This is a genomic window from Streptomyces sp. NPDC000151 (assembly GCF_040301705.1).
Taxonomy (GTDB): Bacteria; Actinomycetota; Actinomycetes; order Streptomycetales; family Streptomycetaceae; genus Streptomyces.
Genome location: NZ_JBEPFC010000037.1, coordinates 1 through 20,789 on the forward strand (window position 1 = coordinate 1; position 20,789 = coordinate 20,789).

Genomic DNA, 20,789 nt, shown 5'->3' on the forward strand with positions numbered 1-20,789 from the left:
CGGCGCCCGAAGCGGCGCGGCCGCGCGGTCGCGACGGTCGTCGTCCTCGCGGTGCTCGCCGGCGGCGGCTACCTCGCCTACGACCGCTTCGGCCCCGCGCCGGACTACGAAGGCGCGGGCACCGGCAGCGTGCAGGTGGAGATCCCGGACGGCTCGCCGGTGCTGCAGATGGGGCTGCTCCTCAAGAAGGAGGGCGTCGTCAAGAGCGCCGACGCGTTCACCGCCGCGGTCACCGAGAACGCCAAGGCCAAGGGCGGGCTCCAGCCGGGCGTCTACACGCTGCGCAAGGAAATGTCGGCGGCCTCGGCCGTGGAGCTGATGCTCAGCCCGAAGAGCCGCAACAACCTGACGATCCCCGAGGGCTCGCGCGCCGTCACGGTCTACGCGCGCATCGACAAGAAGCTCGGGCTGAAGACCGGTACGACCAAGGGCGTCGCCGCGAGCGAGGCGAAGAATCTCGGCCTGCCGTCCTGGGCGGACGACGACCCCGACATAAAGGACCCGCTGGAAGGCTTCCTGTACCCCTCGACGTACGAGGTGAACAAGAAGATGAAACCGGCGGCCGTGCTCAAGCAGATGGTCGAGCGGGCCAAGCAGAATTACGCCCGCTACGACCTGGCGGGACAGGCGAAGAAACTCGGTCTGGATTCGCCGCTGGACCTCATCACGGTCGCCAGCCTCACCCAGGCCGAGGGCACCTCGCACGACGATTTCCGCAAGATGGCCGAGGTCGTCTACAACCGCCTGGATCCGGGCAATTCCCAGACCTACGGCAAGCTCGAATTCGACTCGACGTACAACTACATCAAGAACCAGAGCGAACTCGACATTCCGATCAGCGCCATCAAGAACTACGACAACCCCTACAACACGTACTACTACAAGGGGCTGCCGCCGGGGCCGATCGGCAATCCGGGCGAGGACGCGCTGAAGGCGTCGCTCAACCCGACCGACGAGGGCTGGTACTACTTCGTCGCCATCAACGGGAAGACGTCGTTCGCCAAGACCTACGCCGAGCACGAAAAGCTCGTCGAGGAATTCAACAAGACCCGCTAGAACCAAGACCCGCTAGAACGCTGAGGACGGATCGGTGTCGGCAACCCACCACAAGGCGGCGGTCCTCGGATCGCCCATCGCCCACTCGCTCTCGCCGGTGCTGCACCGCGCCGCGTACGACGAACTGGGCCTGAACGGCCGGGAGTACGGCCGCTTCGAGATCGACGAGGCGGCCCTGCCCGGCTTCCTGGCGGGGCTGGACGACGCCGAGTGGGCGGGCCTGTCGCTCACCATGCCGCTCAAGCGCGCGGTCATCCCGCTGCTGGACGGCATCAGCGAGACCGCCGCCTCCGTCGAGGCGGTCAACACCGTGGTCTTCACCGAGGACGGCCGCCGCATCGGCGACAACACCGACATCCCCGGCATCCAGGAAGCGCTGCGCGAGCGCGGCGTGACCACCGTCGAGCACGCCGCGATCCTCGGCGCCGGCGCCACCGCCTCCTCGGCGCTGGCCGCGCTCGCCCGCGTCTGCACCGGCGAGGTGACCGTGTACGTGCGCAGCCAGGCGCGCGCCGACGAGATGCGCGGCTGGGGCGAGCGGCTGGGCGTCGCCGTGCGCACCGCCCTCTGGGACGCCGCCGCGAGCGCCTTCGCGGCGCCCCTGGTGATCGCCACCACTCCGGCCGGGACCACGGACGCGCTGGCCGGCGCGGTGCCCGAGCGCCCCGGCACGCTCTTCGACGTGCTGTACGAGCCGTGGCCCACCGCGCTCGCCGCCGCCTGGTCGGCGCGCGGCGGCGCCGTTGTCGGCGGCCTGGACCTCCTGGTCCACCAGGCGGTGCTGCAGGTCGAGCAGATGACCGGCTGCGAGCGGGCCCCGCTGGCCGCGATGCGCAAGGCGGGCGAGGCGGCGCTGGCGGCCCGCTGACCGCCGCGTACGCGGTCGTCGGCCGGGGCCCTGACACGGGGGCGGCGGTCCGCTCCCTGGACTGGCCGCCGGCCGCCGCGCCGGACGTGGGAGGATCAGGGGAAGACCGTACGCGCAGTACACGAGGAGCACCGTTGAGCAGGTTGCGCTGGCTGACGGCGGGGGAGTCGCACGGCCCCGCACTGGTGGCGACGCTGGAGGGCCTTCCGGCCGGCGTCCCCGTGACCACGGAGATGGTGGCGGACGCCCTGGCCCGTCGCCGGCTCGGTTATGGCCGCGGTGCCCGGATGAAGTTCGAGCGTGACGAGGTGACCTTCCTCGGTGGCGTGCGGCATGGCCTGTCGCTGGGTTCGCCCATCGCGATCATGGTGGGGAACACCGAGTGGCCCAAGTGGGAAAAGGTCATGGCGGCCGACCCGGTGGACGAGGCGGAGCTGGCCGAGCTGGCCCGCAACGCGCCGCTGACCCGGCCCCGGCCCGGCCATGCGGACCTCGCGGGGATGCAGAAGTACGGCTTCGATGAGGCCCGCCCGATCCTGGAGCGCGCCTCGGCGCGTGAGACCGCGGCCCGGGTGGCGCTGGGCGCGGTGGCCCGCTCCTACCTCAAGGAGACGGCCGGCATCGAGATCGTCAGCCACGTCGTCGAGCTGGCCGCGGCCAAGGCCCCGTACGGCGTGTACCCCAAGCCCTCCGATGTGGAGAAGCTGGACGCGGACCCGGTGCGCTGCCTGGACGAAGAGGCTTCCAAGGCGATGGTCGCGGAGATCGACCAGGCGCACAAGGACGGCGACACGCTCGGCGGCGTGGTGGAGGTGCTGGCATACGGCGTGCCGGTGGGCCTCGGTAGCCATGTGCACTGGGATCGCCGCCTGGACTCCCGCCTGGCGGGTGCCCTGATGGGCATCCAGGCGATCAAGGGGGTCGAGGTCGGCGACGGCTTCGACCTGGCCCGGGTGCCCGGTTCCAAGGCGCACGACGAGATCGTCGCCACCGACGACGGCATCAAGCGGACCTCCGGCCGCGCCGGTGGCACCGAGGGCGGCCTCACGACCGGCGAACTCCTGCGCGTCCGGGCCGCGATGAAGCCGATCGCCACCGTGCCGCGCGCCCTGGCCACCATCGATGTGGCCACCGGCGAAGCGGCGCAAGCCCACCACCAGCGCTCGGACGTGTGCGCGGTGCCGGCTGCCGGCATCGTGGCCGAGGCCATGGTGGCGCTGACCCTGGCCGACGCCGTGGCGGAGAAGTTCGGCGGCGACAGCGTGCCCGAGACCCGCCGGAACGTCGAGTCCTTCCTCGAGAACCTGGCGATCCGGTGAGCGGTCCGGCCGTCGTCCTCGTCGGCCCCATGGGAGTGGGGAAGACCACGACCGGAGTGGCGCTCGCCGAGCGCCTGGGCACCACCTTCCGGGACACCGACGCGGACATCGTCGCCGGTGCTGGCAAGCCGATCGCCGAGATCTTCATCGACGAGGGCGAGCCGCACTTCCGCGAGCTGGAGCGGCAGGCCGTACGCGCCGCGGTGACCGAGCACGCCGGAGTACTGGCGCTCGGCGGCGGCGCGATCCTGGACGACTCGACCCGTGAGCTGCTGGCCGGCCTGCCCGTCGTCTTCCTGGAGATGGGCGTGGCCGAGGCGGTCAAGCGGGTCGGCCTGGACGCGCCGCGCCCGCTGCTGGCCGTCAACCCCCGGCAGCGCTGGCGCGAGCTGATGGCCGAGCGCCGCCCGCTGTACATGGAGGTGTCCCGCGCCGTGGTCTCCACGGAGGGCCGTACCCCCGAGGACGTCGCCGAGGCCGTCCTCGACGCATTGGAGCTGAGGAAAGCATGACCGACGCACCCATCCGCATCCAGGTCGGCGGCTCGGCCGGTACGGACCCGTACGAGGTCCTCGTCGGCCGGCAGCTGCTCGGCGAGCTCCCGGGCCTGATCGGCAAGCAGGCCAAGCGCGTCGCCGTGCTGCACCCGGAGGCGCTGGCCGCCACCGGTGAGGCGCTCCGCGAAGACCTGGCGGGCCAGGGCTACGAGGCGATCGCCATCCAGCTGCCGAACGCCGAGGAGGCCAAGACGGCCGAGGTCGCGGCGTACTGCTGGAAGGCGCTGGGCCAGACCGGCTTCACGCGGACCGACGTCATCGTGGGCGTCGGCGGTGGCGCCACCACCGACCTGGCAGGCTTCGTGGCGGCCACCTGGCTGCGCGGGGTGCGCTGGATCGCCGTACCGACGACCGTACTGGGCATGGTCGACGCGGCCGTGGGCGGCAAGACGGGCATCAACACCGCCGAGGGCAAGAACCTCGTCGGCGCCTTCCACCCGCCGGCCGGCGTGCTGTGCGACCTCGCCTCGCTCGACTCCCTCCCGGTCCACGACTACGTCTCGGGACTGGCCGAGGTCATCAAGGCGGGCTTCATCGCCGACCCGGCCATCCTGGAGCTCATCGAGGGCGACCCGGAGGGCGCGAAGCGCCCCGACGGCCCGCACACCGCCGAGCTGATCGAGCGCGCCATCCGCGTCAAGGCCGAGGTGGTCTCCGGCGACCTCAAGGAGGCGGGCCGCCGGGAGATCCTGAATTACGGGCACACCCTGGCGCACGCCATCGAGAAGAACGAGCGGTACAACTGGCGCCACGGCGCGGCCGTTTCGGTCGGCATGGTCTTCGCCGCCGAGCTCGGCCGGATCGCCGGACGGCTGGACGACGCGACCGCCGACCGGCACCGTGCGGTACTCGGCGCGGTCGGCCTGCCGCTGACCTACCGGGGCGACCAGTGGCCCAAGCTGCTGGAGACCATGAAGGTCGACAAGAAGTCCCGCGGTGACCTGCTGCGCTTCATCGTCCTGGACGGCCTGGCCAAGCCGACCGTGATGGAGGGCCCCGACCCGGCCATGCTCCTCGCGGCGCACGCCGAGATCGCCGCCTGACACCACCAGGCACCTCCCGCCGCCCCCGGCCGATCCCACAACTACGGCCGGGGGCGGTACCTTTCGGTAAAGCCCGGGTCCGACGACCCGCCACCTCACCCCACGAGACGGAGAGCCACCGGATGCAGCACCCAGGGGGGGTTCCGCTGCCACCGCCTCATCTGCCGGGCAGCGCAGGGACCTGGACCGACCCCCAGGCCCGCTCCATACCCTCCGGGCCGCACCGGCCCCCGGCACCGGCCGCGCCGCCGCAGGGAGCGCCCACGGGCCCGCCGCCGCCTCCGCAGGGCGCCCCGACCGGCCCGCCGCCGCCTCCGCAGGGTGCGCCCGCCGGCTGGGCCGGTACGCAGCAGACGCCGCGTCCGGAGTCCACGGGCCACATCCGGCTGCCCGACGGCAATCCCGTCGCGCTGCCGACCCCGCCGCCCGGCACGGTCCCCGACGCCGCGCACACCGCCGTCGCGGTGCTGCTCATCGGCCCGGCGGGCGCGGGCAAGACCAGCGTCGCCCGGCACTGGGCCGACCTCCGCCGGGTGCCCACCGCGCACATCAGCCTGGACGACGTACGCGAATGGGTGCGGGCCGGATTCGCCGACCCCCAGCAGGGCTGGAACGACCACTCCGAGGCGCAGTACCGTCTCGCGCGCCGCACCTGCGGCTTCGCCGCGCGCAACTTCCTCGCCAACGGCATCTCCTGCATCCTCGACGACGCCGTCTTCCCCGACCGCCCGGTCGTCGGCCTCGGCGGCTGGAAGCGGCACGTGGGCCCCGGCCTGCTGCCCGTCGTGCTGCTCCCCGGCCTGGAGATCGTCCTGGAGCGGAACTCCCAGCGCAGCGGCAACCGGCGGCTGACCGACGAGGAGGTCGCCCGCATCCACGGCCGGATGGCCGGCTGGTACAGCTCGGGGCTGCCGATCATCGACAACTCCAGCCACGACGTGGCGACCACGGCCCGGATGCTCGACGAGGTCGTGGCCCGCAGCATCGCCAGCCCGCCGGCCTGGTGAGTGCCCGCGCCCGGCCGGCCGCGAAACCCCCACAGACGCGCTCAAAGGGCGCGAGGCCCCGCGCACCCGTACGCTCGGTACATGCCAGACATGTACGCAACCCGACGCGCCCGGTTGCGTGACCGCTACGCAGCGGTCGGCACCGGCGCGGGCGCGACCGACACCGCCGCGGCACTCGTTTCGAGCCCCGCCAACATCCGCTACCTCACCGGCTGCGCCCCGCGCGGCGCGGCCCTGCTGCTGCACGACGGCGGCGACACGCTGCTGTGCCCCAGCGCGCCCACCGGCGACCCGTCGGAGGGCAGACCCGCCGAGGACCTCCGGGTGAGCCTGCTGCCCGCGCACACCGGCGACCCGGCCGTCGCCGCCGCCGACCTCGCCGCCAAGTCCGGTGCCACGGCGCTCGCCGTGGAGGAGCACCACCTCACCGTGGCCCGCCACCGCGCGCTGCGCTCCGTCGCACCGGACCTGTGCCTGGAGAACCTCGGCTGCGCCGTGGAGGCGCAGCGCCTGGTCAAGGACCAGGACGAGATCGCCTGTCTGCGGATCGCGGCCGAGATCACCGATCAGGCGCTCGGCGAGCTGCTCGAATCGATCCTCGTGGGCCGCACCGAACGTCATCTCGCGCTGGAGCTGGAGCGCCGGCTCGTCGACCACGGCGCGGACGGCCCGGCCTTCCCGACCTCCGTCGCCACCGGCCCGCACTCCGGCCGCCCCGGCCATCTGCCCACCGACCGCCGGGTCGAGGAGGGCGATTTTCTCACCGTGAGCCTGGGCGCCGACTACCGCGGATACCGTTGCGAGATCGGCCGTACGTTCGTCATCGGCACCACGCCCGCCGACTGGCAGATCGAGCTGTACGACCTCGTCTTCGCAGCCCAGCGGGCCGGCCGGGAGGCGCTGGCACCCGGCGTCGAGTGCCGCGAAGTGGACCGCGCGGCCCGCCAGGTGCTGGCCTCCGGAGGTCACGAAGAGGGGCTCGGACCGTGGACCGGACACGGCGTCGGGCTCGAAATCGCCGAGGACCCTCAGCTGTCACCTGCGGCCATGGGTAAACTGGACGCTTGCGTGCCGGTCACCGTCGATCCTGGGGTACACCTCCCGGGCCGCGGCGGTGTCCGGATCGACGACACACTCGTCGTCCGCCCCGAGGCGGACGGCGGGCCAGAGCTACTCACGATCACGACCAAGGAGCTGCTCGCCCTCTGAGCCTTGACGGGCTCGGAGCGTGCGTCTTCCGGGTCCCCACCACCTGCAGTCCAGGAGATACCGCAACCGTGGCATCCACGAACGACCTCAAGAACGGCATGGTGCTCAAGCTCGACGGGGGCCAGCTGTGGTCCGTTGTCGAGTTCCAGCACGTCAAGCCCGGCAAGGGCCCGGCCTTCGTCCGCACCAAGCTGAAGAACGTGCTCTCCGGCAAGGTGGTGGACAAGACCTTCAACGCCGGCGTGAAGGTCGAGACGGCCACCGTCGACAAGCGCGGGATGCAGTTCTCGTACATGGACGGCGAGTACTTCGTCTTCATGGACATGGACACCTTCGACCAGCTGCACATCGACCGGAAGACCGTCGGTGACGCCGCGAACTACCTCATCGAGGGCTTCGAGGCGGTCGTGGCGCAGCACGAGGGCTCGGTGCTCTACGTCGAGCTGCCCGCCGCGGTCGAGCTCTCCATCAAGGAGACCGAGCCGGGCGTCCAGGGCGACCGCTCCACCGGCGGCACCAAGCCCGCCACGCTGGAGACCGACCACGTCATCCAGGTCCCGCTCTTCATCACCACGGGTGAGAAGATCAAGGTCGACACCCGCTCCGGCGAGTACCTCGGTCGGGTGAACAGCTAACCGTGGCTGCCCGTAACAAGGCCCGTAAGCGCGCCTTCCAGATCCTCTTCGAGGCCGACCAGCGCGGCGCCGACGTGCAGACCGTGCTCGCGGACTGGATGCGGCACGCCCGGACCGACACCCGGCAGCCCCCGGTCAACGAGTACACCCTCGAACTGGTCGAGGGGTACGCGGACCACGTCGAGCGCATCGACGAGCTGATCTCCACCTACGCCGTCGACTGGACTCTCGACCGGATGCCGGTCGTCGACCGCAACATCCTGCGGCTCGGCGCCTACGAGCTGATCTGGGTGGACGCGACCCCGGACGCGGTCGCGATCGACGAGGCCGTGCAGCTGGCCAAGGAGTTCTCCACCGACGATTCGCCGTCCTTCGTGAACGGCATGCTCGGCCGCCTGAAGGACCTCAAGCCGAGCCTGCGCCGGTCCTGACGGCCCCGCCGGGCCCCGCGCGCATCCACGCATCCACCGGGCCCGGAGACGGAAGACGGTTCCACCGCTTCCGCCTCCGGGCCCGGTGCCGTTTTCCGGGGCTCGGACGCGGGCTTCCTGAGCCGCCGCCCGGGGCTCCGGACCGCGCCCGCTTCCCGCTCACCGCCCGTGAGCGTGCGCCCCGAACGCGCGGGCGCGGTGCGCCCGTAGTGCTCCGCCCCGCGACGGCGTACGCCGCCTGAGGCGCCGCCAGGGCCGCCTGCGGACTGCGGGCGGTAACTGCCCGGCCGGGCCCGCGCCCGCGCCGCGCACCGGGTGCACAGACGCCTCGGGGCGGGAGCCGTGTCGGCTCCCGCCCCGAGGCGTTTCGTTTCTGCTGTGGGCCCGCCGGGCTCAGAGGTCCTCGTGCTGGACCGCGCGGCGCGCGTCGGCGTCCAGGACGCCCCAGCTGATCAGCTGCTCGGTGAGGACCGAGGGGGACTGGTCGTAGATGACCGCGAGCGTGCGCAGGTCGTCCTGGCGGATCGAGAGGACCTTGCCGTTGTAGTCGCCGCGCTGGCTCTGGATCGTCGCGGCATACCGCTGCAGCGGGCCGGCCTTCTCCTGCGGGACGTGGGCGAGCCGCTCCAGGTCCAGCACCAGCTTCGGCGGCGGCTCGGCGGCGCCGCCCGGGGTCGTGCCCGGAAGGAGCTCCTGGACCGGCACGCCGTAGAAGTCGGCCAGCTCGGCGAGGCGCTGCACGGTCACGGCACGGTCGCCGCGCTCGTACGAACCCACCACCACGGCCTTCCAGCGGCCCTGGGACTTCTCCTCGACACCGTGGAGGGAGAGGCCCTGCTGGGTGCGGATGGCGCGGAGCTTGGCCCCGAGCTGTTTAGCGTATTCGCTGGACATAAAGCTCCCCAGACAACTGTGTCGATATGCGGCTCCGCCGCGGACTGGTAACTCACTGTGAGGTTACGCAGCGTAATTTGGCTTCGTCAAGCCGAATGAGGCATACCGCTGACCGGCAGGGGTGCTTACGGCCGATGCGGGGGCTCCTGGTACCGTGAATGCGGTAAATCCGACGTCCTTTAAGGTCCGTCCCGTGAGGCGGAGAAGGAGGTCCGTTTCGTATGGACGCAACACCCGCGACTCCGGCGCGCCCCGTTCTGGAAGGCCCGGACATCGCGCGCATGCTGACCCGCATCGCCCACGAGATCGTGGAGCGCGCCAAGGGCGCCGAGGACGTGGTCCTGCTCGGCATCCCCACCCGCGGCGTCTTCCTCGCCCGGCGGCTCGCCGCCAAGCTCGAAGAGATCACCGGCCGCGCGGTCCCCGTCGGCTCGCTCGACATCACGATGTACCGCGACGACCTGCGCCTGGGACCGGCCCGCACGCTCGCGCGCACCGACATCCCCGGTGACGGCATCGAAGGCCGCGTGGTCCTCCTCGTCGACGACGTGCTCTTCTCCGGCCGCACGATCCGCGCCGCGCTGGACGCGCTGAACGACATCGGCCGGCCGCGCGCCGTACAGCTCGCGGTCCTCGTCGACCGGGGCCACCGCGAACTGCCGATCCGCGCCGACTACGTCGGCAAGAACCTCCCCACGTCGCTGCGGGAGACGGTCAAGGTCCAGCTCGCCGAGGAGGACGGCCGGGACGCCGTGCTGCTCGGCGTGAAGACCGACAGGCCGGCTCCGACCGCCCGGGCCGCCGAGCGCTAGGCCCTCCCGTACGCCCCGGGTGTGCCCGGGTGCGTACCCATGCCCGCTCGACGGACATTCCCGTACACCTGCCTCACTCACGGAGAAACCGGATGAAGCGTCACCTCATCTCGGCCGCCGATCTCTCACGCGACGACGCCGTCCTGATCCTCGACACCGCCGAGGAGATGGCCCGGGTCGCCGACCGGCCGATCAAGAAGCTCCCCACCCTGCGGGGGCGCACCGTCGTCAACCTCTTCTTCGAGGACTCCACCCGCACCCGCATCTCCTTCGAGGCCGCCGCCAAGCGGCTCTCCGCCGACGTCATCAACTTCTCCGCCAAGGGCTCGTCCGTCTCCAAGGGCGAGTCGCTGAAGGACACTGCGCTGACCCTGGAGGCGATGGGCGCCGACGCCGTCGTCATACGGCACCACGACTCCGGCGCGCCGCACCGCCTGGCCACCTCCGGCTGGATCGGCGGCTCGGTGATCAACGCAGGCGACGGCACCCACGAGCACCCCACCCAGGCCCTCCTGGACGCCTTCACGATGCGCCGCCGGCTGGCCGGCGGCGAGGGCGACCTGAACGGCCGCCGCATCACGATCGTCGGCGACATCCTGCACAGCCGCGTCGCCCGCTCCAACGTCCATCTGCTGACGACGCTGGGCGCCGAGGTCACGCTCGTCGCGCCGCCCACGCTCGTCCCGGTGGGCGTCGAGCGCTGGCCCTGCGAGGTCTCGTACGACCTGGACGCCGTGCTCGCCAAGTCCGACGCGGTCATGATGCTGCGCGTCCAGCGGGAGCGGATGAACGCCGCCTTCTTCCCGACCGAGCGCGAGTACGCCCGCCGGTACGGCCTGGACGGCGACCGGATGGCCCGGATGCCCGAGCACGCCGTCGTCATGCACCCGGGTCCGATGAACCGCGGCATGGAGATCACCGCCGAGGTCGCCGACTCGCCGCGCTGCACCGCCGTGGAACAGGTCACCAACGGTGTCAGCATCCGTATGGCGGTCATGTACCTGCTTCTGGGCGGCAATGAGCCGGCCCTCTCGACCAGCCCCACCAGCACCACCGGCACTCGCACCGAGGAGAACAACTGATCATGGGCAAGACTCTTATCCGCGGTGCGAAGATCCTCGGTGGCGAGCCCCAGGACGTCCTGATCGACGGCGAGACCATCGCCGAGGTCGGCCAGAACCTGCAGGCCGAGGGCGCCGAGGTGATCGAGGCGGCCGGCCGGATCCTGCTGCCGGGCCTGGTCGACCTCCACACCCACCTGCGCGAGCCGGGCCGCGAGGACTCCGAGACGGTCCTGACCGGTACGAAGGCCGCCGCGGTCGGCGGGTACACCTCCGTGCACGCCATGGCGAACACCTTCCCGGTCGCCGACACCGCCGGCGTCGTCGAGCAGGTCTGGCGGCTCGGCAAGGAGTCCGGCTACTGCGACGTGCAGCCCGTCGGCGCCGTCACGGTCGGCCTGGAGGGCAAGAAGCTCGCCGAGCTGGGCGCCATGCACGACTCCGCGGCCAACGTCCGGGTCTTCTCCGACGACGGCAAGTGCGTCGACGACGCGGTGATCATGCGCCGCGCCCTGGAGTACGTGAAGGCGTTCGACGGCGTCGTCGCCCAGCACGCCCAGGAGCCGCGGCTGACCGAGGGCGCCCAGATGAACGAGGGCATCGTCTCCGCCGAGCTGGGCCTGGGCGGCTGGCCGGCCGTCGCCGAGGAGTCGATCATCGCCCGCGACGTGCTGCTCGCCGACCACGTCGGCTCCCGCGTGCACATCTGCCACCTCTCCACCGCCGGCTCCGTCGAGATCGTCCGCTGGGCCAAGTCCCGCGGCATCGACGTCACCGCCGAGGTCACCCCGCACCACCTCCTCCTCACCGACGAGCTGGTGCGCACGTACAACCCCGTCTACAAGGTCAACCCGCCGCTGCGCACCGAGCGCGACGTCATGGCGCTCCGCGAGGCGCTGGCCGACGGCACCATCGACTGCGTGGCCACCGACCACGCCCCGCACCCGCACGAGGACAAGGACTGCGAGTGGGGCGCGGCGGCCATGGGCATGGTCGGCCTGGAGACCGCCCTGTCCGTGATCCAGCACACGATGGTCGACACCGGCCTGCTGGACTGGGCGCAGGTCGCCGACCGGATGTCGTTCCGGCCCGCGGGCATCGGCCGCCTCGAAGGCCAGGGCCGCCCCGTCTCGGCCGGTGAGCCCGCCAACCTCACCCTGGTCGATTCCGCTTACCGTGGAGCTGTGGACCCCGCAGGGTTCGCCTCCCGCAGCCGGAACACCCCGTACGAGGGCCGTGAGCTGCCGGGCCGCGTGACCCACACCTTCCTGCGGGGCCGGGCAACGGTCGTGGACGGGAAGCTGGCGTGACACCTCATTTGACCTTGATCTCCCTGGCCGCCGGGCCGCAGTCCGCGGAGGTCACGAACTGGCCCGCGCGGATCGGCTGGGTCGTCGGCCTGCTGCTCTTCATCGCGCTGCTGTACTGGCTGATGCGCGAGGGCTGGAAGTGGCGCGGCACGCTCCAGGGCGACCTGCCCGAGCTCCCCGTCACCCCGGACGAGCCCGGCGAGCCGCGGCTGACGATGAGCGGCCGGTACCACGGCTCCACCACCGCGGGGCAGTGGCTCGACCGGATCGTGGCGCGCGGGCTCGGCACCCGCAGCCGCGCCGAGGTCACCCTCACGGAGCAGGGCGTGGACGTCGTACGTCCCGGGGCGCAGGACTTCTTCGTCCCCGCCGCCGACCTGCTCGGCGCCCGCCTGGACAAGGGCATCGCCGGCAAGGTGCTGCCCGAGGGCGGCCTGCTGGTGATCACCTGGCGGCTGGGCGAGAAGGAGATCGACTCCGGTTTCCGCTCCGACCGGGCCACCGAGCACCCCGCGTGGGTGACCGCACTCAACGAGACCATCCAGCGCAACGAGGCGCTGACCAGCACGACCACCGAAACGGAAGGCGCACGATGACGACCTCCACCAGGGGAACCGCGAAGGTTCCCGCCGTACTCGTCCTGGAGGACGGCCGCAGCTTCCGCGGCCGCGCCTACGGGGCCGTGGGGGAGACGTTCGGCGAGGCGGTGTTCTCCACCGGCATGACCGGATACCAGGAGACCCTGACCGACCCCTCTTACCACCGCCAGGTGGTCGTCATGACCGCCCCGCACATCGGCAACACCGGCGTCAACGACGAGGACCCCGAGTCCCGGAAGATCTGGGTCTCCGGCTACGTCGTCCGCGACCCCGCCCGGACGCCCTCCAACTGGCGCTCCGTCCGCACCCTGGACGACGAGCTGCGCGCCCAGGGCGTCGTCGGCATCAGCGGCGTCGACACCCGCGCGCTCACCCGCCACCTGCGCGAGCGCGGCGCCATGCGCGTCGGCATCTTCTCCGGCGACGCGCTGCCCGACGAGGGCACGCTGCTGGCCAAGGTGCGCCAGGCCCCCGAGATGAAGGGCGCGAACCTCTCCGCCGAGGTCGCCACCGAAGAGGCGTACGTCGTCCCGGCGATCGGCACGAAGAAGTTCACCGTCGCCGCCATCGACCTCGGCATCAAGGGCATGACCCCGCACCGCATGGCCGAGCGCGGCATCGAGGTGCACGTGCTGCCCGCCACCGCCACCGTCGAGGACATCTACGCGGTGCAGCCGGACGGCGTGTTCTTCTCCAACGGCCCGGGCGACCCGGCCACCGCCGAGCACCCGGTCGCGCTGATGCAGGCCGTACTGGAGCGGGGCACCCCGCTGTTCGGCATCTGCTTCGGCAACCAGATCCTGGGCCGCGCGCTCGGCTTCGGCACCTTCAAGCTGAAGTACGGCCACCGCGGCATCAACCAGCCGGTGCAGGACCGCGTCACCGGCAAGGTCGAGGTCACCGCGCACAACCACGGCTTCGCCGTCGACGCGCCGCTCGACAAGGTCTCCGAGACCCCCTACGGCCGCGCCGAGGTCTCCCACGTCTGCCTGAACGACAACGTGGTGGAGGGCCTCCAGCTGCTCGACCGGCCGGCCTTCAGCGTCCAGTACCACCCCGAAGCGGCGGCCGGTCCCCACGACGCCGCCTACCTGTTCGACCGCTTCGTTAGCCTGATGGAGGGCCAGCGTGCCTAAGCGCACCGATATCCAGTCCGTCCTGGTCATCGGCTCCGGCCCGATCGTCATCGGCCAGGCCGCCGAGTTCGACTACTCCGGCACCCAGGCGTGCCGGGTCCTCAAGTCCGAGGGCCTGCGCGTCATCCTGGTGAACTCCAACCCGGCGACGATCATGACCGACCCGGAGATCGCCGACGCCACGTACGTCGAGCCGATCACCCCCGAGTTCGTCGAGAAGATCATCGCCAAGGAGCGCCCCGACGCGCTGCTGCCCACGCTCGGCGGCCAGACCGCGCTCAACACCGCCATCTCCATGCACGAGCAGGGGGTGCTCGACAAGTACGGCGTCGAGCTGATCGGCGCCAACGTCGAGGCGATCAACAAGGGCGAGGACCGCGACCTCTTCAAGGAGGTCGTGGAGGAGGTCCGCAAGAAGATCGGCCACGGCGAGTCCGCGCGCTCGTACATCTGCCACTCCATGGACGACGTCCTCAAGGGCGTCGAGGAGCTCGGCGGCTACCCGGTCGTCGTCCGCCCCTCCTTCACCATGGGCGGCGCCGGCTCCGGCTTCGCGCACGACGAGGAGGAGCTGCGCCGCATCGCCGGCCAGGGCCTCACGCTCTCCCCGACCACCGAGGTGCTCCTGGAGGAGTCCATCCTCGGCTGGAAGGAGTACGAGCTGGAGCTGATGCGCGACAAGAACGACAACGTCGTGGTCGTCTGCTCCATCGAGAACTTCGACCCGATGGGCGTGCACACCGGCGACTCGATCACCGTCGCGCCCGCGATGACGCTGACCGACCGCGAGTACCAGGTCCTGCGGGACGTCGGCATCGCGATCATCCGTGAGGTCGGCGTCGACACCGGCGGCTGCAACATCCAGTTCGCGGTCAACCCCGAGGACGGCCGGGTCATCGTCATCGAGATGAACCCGCGCGTCTCCCGGTCCTCCGCGCTCGCCTCGAAGGCCACCGGCTTCCCGATCGCCAAGATCGCGGCCCGGCTCGCCGTCGGCTACACGCTGGACGAGATCCCGAACGACATCACCGAGAAGACCCCGGCGTCCTTCGAGCCCACGCTCGACTACGTCGTGGTCAAGGTGCCGCGCTTCGCCTTCGAGAAGTTCCCGGCCGCCGACGCCACGCTGACCACGACCATGAAGTCGGTCGGCGAGGCCATGGCCATCGGCCGCAACTTCACCGAGGCGCTGAACAAGGCGCTGCGCTCGATCGAGAAGAAGGGCAGCCAGTTCGCCTTCGCCGGCGAGCCCGGTGACAAGGCCGAGCTGCTGGTCAAGGCGCAGGTCCCGACCGACGGCCGGATCAACACCGTCATGCAGGCCATCCGCGCCGGGGCCACCCCGCAGGAGGTCTTCGACGCCACCAAGATCGACCCGTGGTTCGTCGACCAGCTCTTCCTGATCAAGGAGATCGCCGACGAGATCGCGGCCGCCGACAAGCTCGGCCCCGAGATCCTCGCCGAGGCCAAGCGGCACGGCTTCTCCGACCACCAGATCGCCGAGATCCGCGAGCTGCGCGAGGACGTCGTCCGCGAGGTCCGGCACGCGCTCGGGGTGCGCCCGGTCTACAAGACGGTCGACACCTGCGCCGCCGAGTTCGCCGCGAAGACGCCGTACTTCTACTCCTCCTACGACGAGGAGACCGAGGTCGCGCCCCGCGAGAAGCCCGCGGTGATCATCCTGGGCTCCGGCCCGAACCGCATCGGCCAGGGCATCGAGTTCGACTACTCCTGCGTCCACGCCTCCTTCGCGCTCAGCGACGCGGGCTACGAGACCGTGATGGTCAACTGCAACCCGGAGACCGTCTCCACGGACTACGACACCTCCGACCGCCTGTACTTCGAGCCGCTCACGCTCGAGGACGTGCTGGAGATCGTGCACGCCGAGCAGGCCGCGGGCCCGGTCGCGGGCGTCATCGTGCAGCTCGGCGGCCAGACCCCGCTGGGCCTCGCGCAGGCCCTGAAGGACAACGGCGTGCCGATCGTCGGCACCTCGCCCGAGGCCATCGACCTCGCCGAGGAGCGCGGCGCCTTCGGCCGTGTGCTCACCGAGGCCGGCCTGCCGGCCCCGAAGTACGGCACCGCCTTCTCGTACGAGGACGCCAAGAAGATCGCCACCGAGATCGGCTATCCGGTCATGGTGCGCCCGTCCTACGTGCTCGGCGGCCGTGGCATGGAGATCGTCTACGACGAGCCCTCCCTCGGCGAGTACCTGGAGCGGCACGCGGGCCTGATCGACAAGCACCCGGTGCTGATCGACCGCTTCCTCGACGACGCCATCGAGATCGACGTCGACGCGCTCTACGACGGCACCGAGCTCTACCTCGGCGGCGTCATGGAGCACATCGAGGAGGCCGGCATCCACTCCGGCGACTCCGCCTGCGCGCTGCCCCCGATCACCCTCGGCGGCTTCGACATCAAGCGGCTGCGCGCCTCCACGGAGGCCATCGCCAAGGGCGTCGGCGTCCGCGGCCTGATCAACATCCAGTTCGCGATGGCCGGCGACATCCTGTACGTCCTGGAGGCCAACCCGCGTGCCTCCCGTACGGTGCCCTTCACCTCGAAGGCCACCGCGGTACCGCTCGCCAAGGCCGCGGCCCGCATCTCGCTGGGCGCGACCGTCGCCGAGCTGCGCGCGGAGGGCATGCTCCCGAAGACCGGCGACGGCGGCACGCTCCCGATGGACGCGCCGATCTCCGTCAAGGAGGCCGTGATGCCCTGGTCGCGCTTCCGCGACATGCAGGGCCGCGGCGTGGACACCGTCCTCGGCCCGGAGATGCGCTCCACCGGCGAGGTCATGGGCATCGACTCGGTCTTCGGCACGGCGTACGCCAAGTCGCAGGCCGGCGCGTACGGCGCGCTGCCCACGAAGGGCCGCGCGTTCGTCTCCGTCGCCAACCGCGACAAGCGCGCGATGATCTTCCCGGCCCGCGAGCTGGTCCAGCACGGCTTCGAGCTGCTGGCCACCTCCGGCACCGCCGAGGTGCTGCGCCGCAACGGCATCAACGCCACGGTCGTGCGCAAGCAGTCCGAGGGCGAGGGCCCGAACGGCGAGAAGACCATCGTCCAGCTCATCCACGACGGCCAGGTCGACCTGATCGTCAACACCCCGTACGGCACCGGCGGCCGCCTGGACGGCTACGACATCCGTACGGCGGCGGTGGCCCGCTCCGTGCCCTGCCTGACCACGGTTCAGGCCCTCGCGGCCGCCGTCCAGGGCATCGAGGCGGTGTCCCGCGGTGAGGTGGGCGTCCGCTCCCTCCAGGAGCACGCGGAGCACCTGACCGCGGCCCGCGACTAAGCAGCCAGCCGATCGAGGGGGACACCGACCACCACGGTGTCCCCCTCTGCATGAGGACATTCCTGTGTACAAGCTGTTCTTCAACCTGCTCTTCAAGCGGATGGACCCCGAACAGGCCCACCACCTGGCCTTCGGCTGGATCCGGCTGGCCGCCCGCGTCCCCGTACTGCGGACCTTCGTGGCCGCCGTCCTCGCGCCGCGCTACAAGGAGCTGCGCGTCGAGGCCCTGGGGCGCCGGATGCACGGCCCCTTCGGGCTCGCCGCGGGCTTCGACAAGAACGCCGTCGCGATCGACGGCATGACCATGCTCGGCTTCGACCACGTCGAGATCGGCACGGTCACCGCGCAGCCGCAGCCCGGCAACCCCAAGAAGCGCCTCTTCCGCCTCGTGCAGGACCGCGCGCTGATCAACCGCATGGGGTTCAACAACGAGGGCTCCGCGGCCGTGGCGGCCCGCCTGGCGGCCCGCAAGGCCGCCTTCAGCACGACGCTCGGCGTCAACATCGGCAAGACCAAGGTCGTGCCGGAGGAGGAGGCGACCGGCGACTACGTGACCTCGACCGAGCGCCTCGCCGCCCACGCCGACTACCTCGTCGTCAACGTCTCCTCGCCGAACACCCCCGGCCTGCGCAACCTCCAGGCCGTCGACCACCTGCGCCCGCTGCTGTCGGCCGTACGGGAAGCCGCGGACCGTACGGTCACGGACCGCCGCGTCCCGCTCCTGGTCAAGATCGCCCCCGATCTCGCCGACGAGGACGTCGACGCCGTCGCCGACCTCGCCCTCGAACTGGGCCTGGACGGCATCATCGCCACCAACACCACCATTGCCCGCGAGGGCCTGGGCCTGATGTCCGACCCCGCGCTCGTCCAGGAGACCGGCGGGCTCTCCGGCCGCCCGGTCAAGCAGCGCTCCCTCGAAGTGCTGCGCCGCCTGTACGCCCGCGTCGGCGACCGCATCACCCTGATCGGCGTCGGCGGCATCGAGAACGCCGAGGACGCCTGGCAGCGCATCCTGGCCGGCGCCACCCTCGTCCAGGGCTACAGCGCCTTCATCTACGAGGGCCCCTTCTGGTGCCGCGCGATCCACAAGGGCCTGGCAGCGCGCCTGGCCACCAGTCCGTACGCCACCCTCGCCGAGGCCGTCGGCGCCGAGCACCGGAAGGTGACCTCCCCATGACCTCCGTAGAGTCCTTCGGCGCCCGTCTGCGCCGCGCCATGGACACCCGCGGCCCGCTCTGCGTCGGCATCGACCCGCACGCCTCGCTGCTGGCCGACTGGGGCCTGAACGACGACGTCGCGGGCCTGGCGCGGTTCACCCGTACCGTCGTCGAGGCGCTCGGCGAGACGGTCGCGGTCTTCAAGCCGCAGGCCGCGTTCTTCGAGCGCTTCGGGTCGCGCGGTCTGGCCGTACTGGAGACCGCCGTCGCCGAGGCCCGGGAGCGGGGCGCGCTGGTCGTCATGGACGCCAAGCGCGGCGACATCGGCTCCACCATGGCCGCGTACGCCGACACCTTCCTCGGCAAGGACAGCCCGCTCTTCTCCGACGCGCTCACCGTCAGCCCGTACCTGGGCTACGGCTCCCTGAAGCCCGCAGTGGACCTGGCCAAGGAGAACGGCTGCGGCCTCTTCGTGCTGGCGCTGACCTCCAACCCGGAGGGCCAGGAGGTGCAGCACGCCGTACGGGCCGACGGCGCCACGGTCGGGGCCGCCATGCTCGCCCACCTCAAGGAGGAGAACGCGGGCGCCGAGCCCCTGGGCTCCTTCGGGGCCGTCGTGGGCGCGACGCTGGGCGACCTGTCCTCGTACGACCTCGCCGTGAACGGGCCGCTGCTCGCGCCCGGTATCGGTGCGCAGGGAGCGACCCCCGCGGACCTGCCGAAGGTCTTCGGGGCCGCTGTGCGCAATGTGGTCCCGAGTGTCAGCCGGGGTGTTCTGCGTCACGGTCCGGACGCCGCAGGTCTGCGCGATGCGGCGGCTCGATTCGCCGAGGATGTGGCCGCAGCGGTCGGTTAGTGACAGCCACCGGCATTTTCGCCGGTACTTTGGTCCCGAAATGTCCTGGTCGGCAGAGGCTGACCAGGACTTTTCGTCTGTTCTCGCTGACTCTGGCGCCCTCGCCCGCTAGTCTCCGACGAGAGCACCGCACGTAAGCGCGTTGTTCGTTGCTCCGCAGGTGCGGGGCGACTAGGTTCCACACCGGTCCGTATCCAGTTCGACATCCGAGGTGACGTAGGCGTGGCTCTTCCGCCCCTTACCCCTGAACAGCGCGCAGCCGCGCTCGAGAAGGCCGCCGCGGCTCGCCGGGAGCGCGCCGAGGTCAAGAATCGGCTCAAGCACTCCGGTGCCTCCCTCCACGAGGTCATCAAGCAGGGCCAGGAGAACGACGTCATCGGCAAGATGAAGGTCTCCGCCCTCCTTGAGTCCCTGCCCGGCGTCGGCAAGGTCCGCGCCAAGCAGATCATGGAGCGGCTCGGCATCTCCGAGAGCCGCCGCGTGCGCGGTCTCGGCTCCAACCAGATCGCGTCTCTTGAGCGTGAGTTCGGCAACGCCGCTTCCTGAGGTGCTCAGGCATCCCCGGGGAGCTGGAATAATCGCTGCATGAGTTCTGCAGTCTCCCGGGGGGCGACCCCGGCAACCCCGGACAGACAACCGCGGCTGACCGTGCTCTCCGGCCCCTCCGGGGTCGGCAAGAGCACGGTCGTCGCCCATATGCGCAAGGTCCACCCCGAGGTATGGCTCTCGGTGTCGGCCACCACCCGCAAGCCGCGTCCCGGCGAGCGGCACGGCGTCCAGTACTTCTTCGTCGACGACGAGGAATTCGACAAGCTGATCGCCAATGGTGAGCTGCTGGAGTGGGCGGAATTCGCGGGCAACCGCTACGGCACCCCGCGCCAGGCGGTCCTGGACCACCTGGCCGCGGGCGAGCCGGTCCTGCTGGAGATCGACCTCCAGGGCGCACGGCTGGTCCGCGAGTCGATGCCCGAGGCCCGGCTGGTCTTCCTGGCCCCGCCGAGCTGGGAGGAGCTGGTCCGCCGGCTCACCGGCCGGGGCACGGAGTCGGCCGAGGTGATCGAGCGCCGGCTGGCGGCCGCGCGCGTCGAGCTGGCCGCCGAGAAGGAGTTCGACGAGACGCTCGTCAACACCTCCGTCGAGGACGTCTCCCGTGAGCTGCTAGCCTTGATGCTGAATAACTCCGGAGAATGACCTTCTGTACTTTTCCGGAAATTCCCTGATCACACACCTTCGGAAGGCAGAGAGTGTCCTCTTCCATCACCACGCCCGAGGGCATCATCAACCCGCCGATTGATGAGCTTCTCGAGGCCACCGACTCGAAGTACAGCCTCGTGATCTACGCGGCGAAGCGTGCGCGACAGATCAACGCGTACTACTCGCAGCTCGGCGAGGGCCTGCTCGAGTACGTCGGCCCCCTGGTGGACACCCACGTCCACGAGAAGCCCCTCTCGATCGCGCTGCGCGAGATCAACGCGGGTCTGCTGACCTCCGAGGCCGTGGAGGGCCCGGCCCAGTAAGGCCGCGAGCATTTCCTTCAC

General features: G+C 71.0%; 21 protein-coding genes. 20 read left to right on the top strand and 1 reads right to left on the bottom strand.

The window, feature by feature from the left end:
• The 9 genes from mltG to nusB form a co-directional block, all read left to right on the top strand.
• Nucleotides 1-1,056: endolytic transglycosylase MltG (gene mltG / locus ABT381_RS13640; RefSeq protein ID WP_351592510.1), on the top strand; the 1,056-nt coding region annotated here is incomplete at its 5' end.
• Nucleotides 1,057-1,090: 34 nt separating this feature from the next.
• Complete coding sequence (locus ABT381_RS13645) at nt 1,091-1,924, top strand: shikimate dehydrogenase (RefSeq protein WP_351592513.1); 834 nt, start codon at nt 1,091-1,093, stop codon at nt 1,922-1,924.
• A 134-nt stretch (nt 1,925-2,058) separates the two neighbouring features.
• Nucleotides 2,059-3,243 carry a chorismate synthase gene (gene aroC / locus ABT381_RS13650; RefSeq protein ID WP_351592516.1) on the top strand — a complete coding sequence of 395 codons (1,185 nt, stop codon included), beginning with the start codon at nt 2,059-2,061 and terminating at the stop codon, nt 3,241-3,243.
• A complete protein-coding gene (locus ABT381_RS13655; protein ID WP_351592519.1) occupies nt 3,240-3,755 on the top strand; it encodes a shikimate kinase in 516 nt (171 codons plus the stop codon). Before aroC ends, ABT381_RS13655 begins: the two co-directional genes overlap by 4 nt.
• Complete coding sequence (aroB, locus tag ABT381_RS13660; protein WP_351592522.1) at nt 3,752-4,843, top strand: 3-dehydroquinate synthase; 1,092 nt, start codon at nt 3,752-3,754, stop codon at nt 4,841-4,843. The genes ABT381_RS13655 and aroB overlap by 4 nt, the downstream gene beginning before the upstream one ends.
• 122 nt (nt 4,844-4,965) lie before the next feature.
• A complete protein-coding gene (locus tag ABT381_RS13665) occupies nt 4,966-5,850 on the top strand; it encodes an AAA family ATPase (protein ID WP_351592525.1) in 885 nt (294 codons plus the stop codon).
• Between the two features lie 90 nt (nt 5,851-5,940).
• The gene (locus tag ABT381_RS13670) at nt 5,941-7,059 is read left to right on the top strand and encodes a M24 family metallopeptidase (protein WP_467754498.1); all 1,119 of its coding nucleotides are present in this window, start codon (nt 5,941-5,943) and stop codon (nt 7,057-7,059) included.
• A 68-nt stretch (nt 7,060-7,127) separates the two neighbouring features.
• The gene (gene efp, locus ABT381_RS13675; protein ID WP_351592531.1) at nt 7,128-7,694 is read left to right on the top strand and encodes an elongation factor P; all 567 of its coding nucleotides are present in this window, start codon (nt 7,128-7,130) and stop codon (nt 7,692-7,694) included.
• A gap of 2 nt (nt 7,695-7,696) precedes the next feature.
• Nucleotides 7,697-8,125 (top strand): transcription antitermination factor NusB, encoded by a 429-nt coding sequence (gene nusB, locus ABT381_RS13680; protein WP_351592534.1) that lies wholly within the window; start codon nt 7,697-7,699, stop codon nt 8,123-8,125.
• A 393-nt stretch (nt 8,126-8,518) separates the two neighbouring features.
• Here the strand turns inward: nusB and bldD are convergent, their stop codons facing one another.
• Nucleotides 8,519-9,019, bottom strand: a complete 501-nt coding sequence (gene bldD, locus ABT381_RS13685; RefSeq protein WP_030251597.1) for a transcriptional regulator BldD — start codon at nt 9,017-9,019, stop codon at nt 8,519-8,521.
• A 221-nt stretch (nt 9,020-9,240) separates the two neighbouring features.
• Between bldD and pyrR the strand changes: the two genes are divergently transcribed.
• From pyrR to rpoZ, 11 genes are all read left to right on the top strand, one after another.
• Nucleotides 9,241-9,831, top strand: coding sequence for a bifunctional pyr operon transcriptional regulator/uracil phosphoribosyltransferase PyrR (gene pyrR / locus ABT381_RS13690; RefSeq protein ID WP_351592538.1), 591 nt, complete (start codon nt 9,241-9,243; stop codon nt 9,829-9,831).
• A 92-nt stretch (nt 9,832-9,923) separates the two neighbouring features.
• Nucleotides 9,924-10,913, top strand: coding sequence for an aspartate carbamoyltransferase catalytic subunit (locus tag ABT381_RS13695; RefSeq protein WP_351592541.1), 990 nt, complete (start codon nt 9,924-9,926; stop codon nt 10,911-10,913).
• 2 nt (nt 10,914-10,915) lie between these two features.
• Nucleotides 10,916-12,202 carry a dihydroorotase gene (locus ABT381_RS13700; protein ID WP_351592544.1) on the top strand — a complete coding sequence of 429 codons (1,287 nt, stop codon included), beginning with the start codon at nt 10,916-10,918 and terminating at the stop codon, nt 12,200-12,202.
• A complete protein-coding gene (locus ABT381_RS13705; protein WP_351592547.1) occupies nt 12,199-12,798 on the top strand; it encodes a PH-like domain-containing protein in 600 nt (199 codons plus the stop codon). Before ABT381_RS13700 ends, ABT381_RS13705 begins: the two co-directional genes overlap by 4 nt.
• Complete coding sequence (gene carA / locus ABT381_RS13710) at nt 12,795-13,937, top strand: glutamine-hydrolyzing carbamoyl-phosphate synthase small subunit (protein ID WP_351592550.1); 1,143 nt, start codon at nt 12,795-12,797, stop codon at nt 13,935-13,937. The genes ABT381_RS13705 and carA overlap by 4 nt, the downstream gene beginning before the upstream one ends.
• Entirely contained in the window at nt 13,930-17,238 is a 3,309-nt protein-coding gene (gene carB / locus ABT381_RS13715) for a carbamoyl-phosphate synthase large subunit (protein WP_351592552.1), read from the top strand. The genes carA and carB overlap by 8 nt, the downstream gene beginning before the upstream one ends.
• 64 nt (nt 17,239-17,302) lie before the next feature.
• Nucleotides 17,303-18,415, top strand: coding sequence for a quinone-dependent dihydroorotate dehydrogenase (locus ABT381_RS13720; RefSeq protein ID WP_351592555.1), 1,113 nt, complete (start codon nt 17,303-17,305; stop codon nt 18,413-18,415).
• Entirely contained in the window at nt 18,412-19,251 is an 840-nt protein-coding gene (gene pyrF, locus ABT381_RS13725; protein WP_351592557.1) for an orotidine-5'-phosphate decarboxylase, read from the top strand. Before ABT381_RS13720 ends, pyrF begins: the two co-directional genes overlap by 4 nt.
• A 222-nt stretch (nt 19,252-19,473) precedes the next feature.
• Nucleotides 19,474-19,797 carry an integration host factor gene (locus ABT381_RS13730; protein WP_030251572.1) on the top strand — a complete coding sequence of 108 codons (324 nt, stop codon included), beginning with the start codon at nt 19,474-19,476 and terminating at the stop codon, nt 19,795-19,797.
• 39 nt (nt 19,798-19,836) lie between these two features.
• Nucleotides 19,837-20,442 (top strand): guanylate kinase, encoded by a 606-nt coding sequence (gene gmk, locus ABT381_RS13735; RefSeq protein ID WP_078649466.1) that lies wholly within the window; start codon nt 19,837-19,839, stop codon nt 20,440-20,442.
• Nucleotides 20,443-20,495: 53 nt separating this feature from the next.
• The gene (gene rpoZ, locus ABT381_RS13740) at nt 20,496-20,768 is read left to right on the top strand and encodes a DNA-directed RNA polymerase subunit omega (RefSeq protein ID WP_030610454.1); all 273 of its coding nucleotides are present in this window, start codon (nt 20,496-20,498) and stop codon (nt 20,766-20,768) included.
• Nucleotides 20,769-20,789: the final 21 nt, after the last annotated feature.